The sequence below is a fragment of the Mycobacteriales bacterium genome (genome assembly GCA_035690485.1).
Lineage (GTDB): Bacteria > Actinomycetota > Actinomycetes > JAFAQI01 > DASSKL01 > DASSKL01.
In genome coordinates, this window is record DASSKL010000021.1 from 1 (window position 1) to 3,021 (window position 3,021).

At 68.1% G+C, this 3,021-nt stretch carries 9 protein-coding genes; all 9 read right to left on the bottom strand.

Annotation, left to right across the window (positions count from 1 at the left end; translation table 11 throughout):
- Window positions 1-275 precede the first annotated feature (275 nt).
- On the bottom strand, window positions 276-767 hold the full coding sequence (locus VFJ21_03795; GenBank protein HET7406244.1) for a hypothetical protein: 492 nt from the start codon (window positions 765-767) through the stop codon (window positions 276-278).
- A complete protein-coding gene (locus VFJ21_03800) occupies window positions 764-898 on the bottom strand; it encodes a hypothetical protein (protein HET7406245.1) in 135 nt (44 codons plus the stop codon). Before VFJ21_03800 ends, VFJ21_03795 begins: the two co-directional genes overlap by 4 nt.
- Entirely contained in the window at window positions 892-1,230 is a 339-nt protein-coding gene (locus VFJ21_03805; GenBank protein ID HET7406246.1) for a hypothetical protein, read from the bottom strand. The genes VFJ21_03800 and VFJ21_03805 overlap by 7 nt, the downstream gene beginning before the upstream one ends.
- A gap of 59 nt (window positions 1,231-1,289) precedes the next feature.
- Entirely contained in the window at window positions 1,290-1,526 is a 237-nt protein-coding gene (locus tag VFJ21_03810) for a hypothetical protein (protein ID HET7406247.1), read from the bottom strand.
- Window positions 1,523-1,927: a hypothetical protein gene (locus VFJ21_03815; protein HET7406248.1), complete on the bottom strand. Its 405-nt coding sequence runs from the start codon at window positions 1,925-1,927 to the stop codon at window positions 1,523-1,525. Before VFJ21_03815 ends, VFJ21_03810 begins: the two co-directional genes overlap by 4 nt.
- The gene (locus tag VFJ21_03820) at window positions 1,924-2,202 is read right to left on the bottom strand and encodes a hypothetical protein (GenBank protein ID HET7406249.1); all 279 of its coding nucleotides are present in this window, start codon (window positions 2,200-2,202) and stop codon (window positions 1,924-1,926) included. Before VFJ21_03820 ends, VFJ21_03815 begins: the two co-directional genes overlap by 4 nt.
- The gene (locus VFJ21_03825; protein HET7406250.1) at window positions 2,199-2,648 is read right to left on the bottom strand and encodes a hypothetical protein; all 450 of its coding nucleotides are present in this window, start codon (window positions 2,646-2,648) and stop codon (window positions 2,199-2,201) included. The genes VFJ21_03820 and VFJ21_03825 overlap by 4 nt, the downstream gene beginning before the upstream one ends.
- Window positions 2,645-2,797, bottom strand: coding sequence for a hypothetical protein (locus VFJ21_03830; GenBank protein ID HET7406251.1), 153 nt, complete (start codon window positions 2,795-2,797; stop codon window positions 2,645-2,647). Before VFJ21_03830 ends, VFJ21_03825 begins: the two co-directional genes overlap by 4 nt.
- The coding region (locus VFJ21_03835; protein ID HET7406252.1) for a hypothetical protein at window positions 2,797-3,021 on the bottom strand (225 nt) is incomplete at its 5' end. The genes VFJ21_03835 and VFJ21_03830, both read right to left, overlap by 1 nt.

A 3,021-nucleotide genomic window follows, 5' to 3' on the forward strand; every position in this document is an offset into this window, starting at 1 on the left:
CTTGAAGTGCGCCGGAGTCGAGGGTGGGATGAGGTTCTTCATCTGCGACCACGACAGCCAGTCGCGCTGCGCGTGGTAGACCTCGGCCGGCAGGTCGTAGTAGACGCCGGGCTCGGTGATGGTGTCAGTCAAGGCTGGTCCTTCCTCGTGGCACGCGCAGACACAGGGCCGCTTGCCGTCTGTGCCGGTGCAGCGTGCGTGGCTGTCGGGTGGATTGGTGAGGGAGCAGAAGCCGGAGCGGAACCCGGCGTGACGGTTGCGGTAGCCGGTGCTGCTCACTGGACCCCCTCCGTCGTGTCAGCGACGTAGACGGCGAGCGCGTACGCCTGCCACACGTCCTTGGCGAAGCCGTGGAACCATCCGGGCTCGGTCTTGGTGCCCTTGCCGTGGTTCGACTGGCCGAGTGCGAAGCGGTCTACGAGGGCCTGCCGGATGTTGGAGTCCTTAGCGCGGCTGTCGTGGCAGTGGTGAAGCTTGACGGGCTGGCGCTTGATGAGGCGGCAGTCGTTGCCGAATGAATACGCCGACTCGACGAAGCGGCCGATCCAAACGCAGGTCTCGAACACGTCAGCGCCGACGGCCATCCCGTAGGCAGCGACCATCTCGATGGTGATCATGTCGACGTCATCGAGCATGTCCCCGAACCGCATCCACCGGCCGAGATCGGCGTTGGGCGTCTTGTCGAACTCCAGCGGCTTGCAGGTCGCGGCGTCGATGATGCACCAGCCGGATTCGGTGTTGCCCGGGTCGATGGCGAGGATTCTCACGCCGCCCCCCAGACCATCCGGCTCGCCTCAACCTGCCCCACGCCCGCGTCGAGCAGGTCGAACAGCGGGCCGAGCGCGGTTGTCTCGGCGGCAACGTCGGCGTCGGTGATGGCGCGGGAGTCGGTCAGCATGGCTCGCCGCCTGGAGTGGCGTCGGCGGCCACTTCGGCCGTGACAGTGATGACGAGCCGAGAGCCCTCGGGAAAGTCGTCCGCGTGCGCCTTGAAGCCGGGGCCGAACGTATAGCCCGAGCCCACGTCGGCGGCGTCGTCCTCGCGCCAGAACAACCTGGTGAGGTCGGGAAACCGCTTGGACTTCTCGGCGGTCAGTACAACCGTCCGCGTCGTGTTCGTCGGCGTGAGCACCTGCTCGGGGTTCCTGTGCCGAGAGCACTTCCACGGCCGCTCGGCCTGCTCGCGGTGCAGTCGCGCATAGTCGGCACGGCTGTTGTAGTCGTAGAACACGGCCTCGGTGCAGCCGTCCTCTGCGCAGTAAAAGCGTGCTGTCCCTCCACGCCTGCTCATCACGCCTCCCCCAGCGCCCGGCACACGTCCAGCACGGCGCGTTCGATCAGGGCGCGCGCCAGGAGCCGGTCTGCGGCTTGCCGTAACGGCTCCGCGTCGATCGTCCCGGCGAGGATGTGGCGGGCGTCGGCGATGGCGAGGTCGTAGCGGGCGATGGCGGCGTTGGTCTCCTGCCGGATGCGTTCGTCGCGGCGGGTGGCGAACTTCGCGGCGCACTCGGCGGCCTGGGTGCTCATGCGATCGCCTCGCTTCGCTCACTCGGCGTGAGCAGCACCGCGCCAGCGTCAGCACACGCTTGCTCGGCGTCCTTGCGAGTGGGGTAGAGGTTGGCTTCGGCGAGAATGGAGCCTGATCCGACGCCCGTCTCCCACGCCATGTAGGTGATCTCGGTGCGGTCACCCTCAACCTCGGCGCGAACCTGGCCGATGGTGAGCCGCGCGATCTCGCCCATCAGGGTGCGATCGGTCTCGTAGACACCACCCCACCGACAGTCGGGGCAGTGCGTGTCTCGGTCGGTGTCTCCGATCGGTACGCGGCCCTTGCCGCCACACAGTGGACAGGTGACCTTGCGACGCTGGCGGCGGGTGCGGAGGTGCCACACAGTGTCGCCGATGCTGTAGCGCGTGGTGATGTTCATGCCTGCCCCCCGTCCATCCACGCCCACACGGCCCGGTCGCTGACGGGTGCCTGGTCGCGCATCCGCCGCTCAGCGGCCTCCCGGCGTGCCTTGGCGATCGCGGCGCGCTGCTGCTGACGCTCGTGCTCGATGCGGCGCGTGTCCTCGGCGATGGCTGCGTCGATCTCGCGGGAACGACGCTCAGCGACCGCGACGAACGCGGTCACGGCGACACAGGCGGCGATGATGAGGCAGAGGCCGGGGTTGGTCACGATCTCGTGGAGGACGGCGGTCATGGCTGCACCTCAACGTCGCTGCTGAAGTCGTCCCAGGTCCGGGTCTTCAACGCCGCGTTCGGGACGGACATGATCCAGCAGCCGTTACCGAAGTGCACCCACTTTCGGCCGTCGTCCTCCACCACGGCACCCAGGCCAGTCGGCTCGGCGGGCTTCGGGGGCTTGGTCTGCTGCTCAATGGCGGCGACCGTGCTGGAGCGGAAGTCGAAGCTCTCCAGCGCGCGTTTCCGAAGCGCGGCGCGCTCGCTCGCGTCGAGGTCCAGCACCACGAGGGGGCGCACGTCGGTGACATCCGACTCCAGATGCCACGCTGCGGAATTGGCCAGGGTGGACGACGCCCATACATGCCGGTCGTGTTCAAAGAACGTCTCCGTGCGGAACACCCGCACGTTGGGCACTCCGCGCACGGTGGCAACGGCGACGATGCCGGGCTTGTAGAACCTCACGCCGCACCTCCCAGCGGTGCCACCAGCTCCACCGGGACGCCCCAGCGGTCGCCCTCACGGAAGGCCAGTTCGCCGGAGGTGTCGTCCCAGAGCGTGACGAGGACGCGCTGACCGCTAGGCAGGGTCGCGGTGAAGATCCGGGGGGCCATCAGAAGCACCCGTCGCAGGTGCAGTGGTCACGACCACCCGAGCGGCAGTTCGACATGGCTTGGTGGTCCGGGAAGAACCCAGCCACCGGATCGCGGCCGGACTCCTCCATGCGCTTGCAGTAGTCGCAGTCGCCGCGCCACTTGACCGGCGTTCCCGGGCCCGGGTAGCGCACGACGCGCACCCCGTCCTCAATGCGATCGATTCGCTCTCGCAGAGCCATCGT

Excerpts from the sequence above, each read along its gene's own strand:
- VFJ21_03830 (HET7406251.1), bottom strand. The coding sequence starts at position 2,797 with ATGGCCCCCCGGATCTTCACCGCGACCCTGCCTAGCGGTCAGCGCGTC.
- VFJ21_03800 (HET7406245.1), bottom strand. The coding sequence starts at position 898 with ATGCTGACCGACTCCCGCGCCATCACCGACGCCGACGTTGCCGCCGAG.
- VFJ21_03810 (HET7406247.1), bottom strand. The coding sequence starts at position 1,526 with ATGAGCACCCAGGCCGCCGAGTGCGCCGCGAAGTTCGCCACCCGCCGC.
- VFJ21_03820 (HET7406249.1), bottom strand. The coding sequence starts at position 2,202 with ATGACCGCCGTCCTCCACGAGATCGTGACCAACCCCGGCCTCTGCCTC.
- VFJ21_03815 (HET7406248.1), bottom strand. The coding sequence starts at position 1,927 with ATGAACATCACCACGCGCTACAGCATCGGCGACACTGTGTGGCACCTC.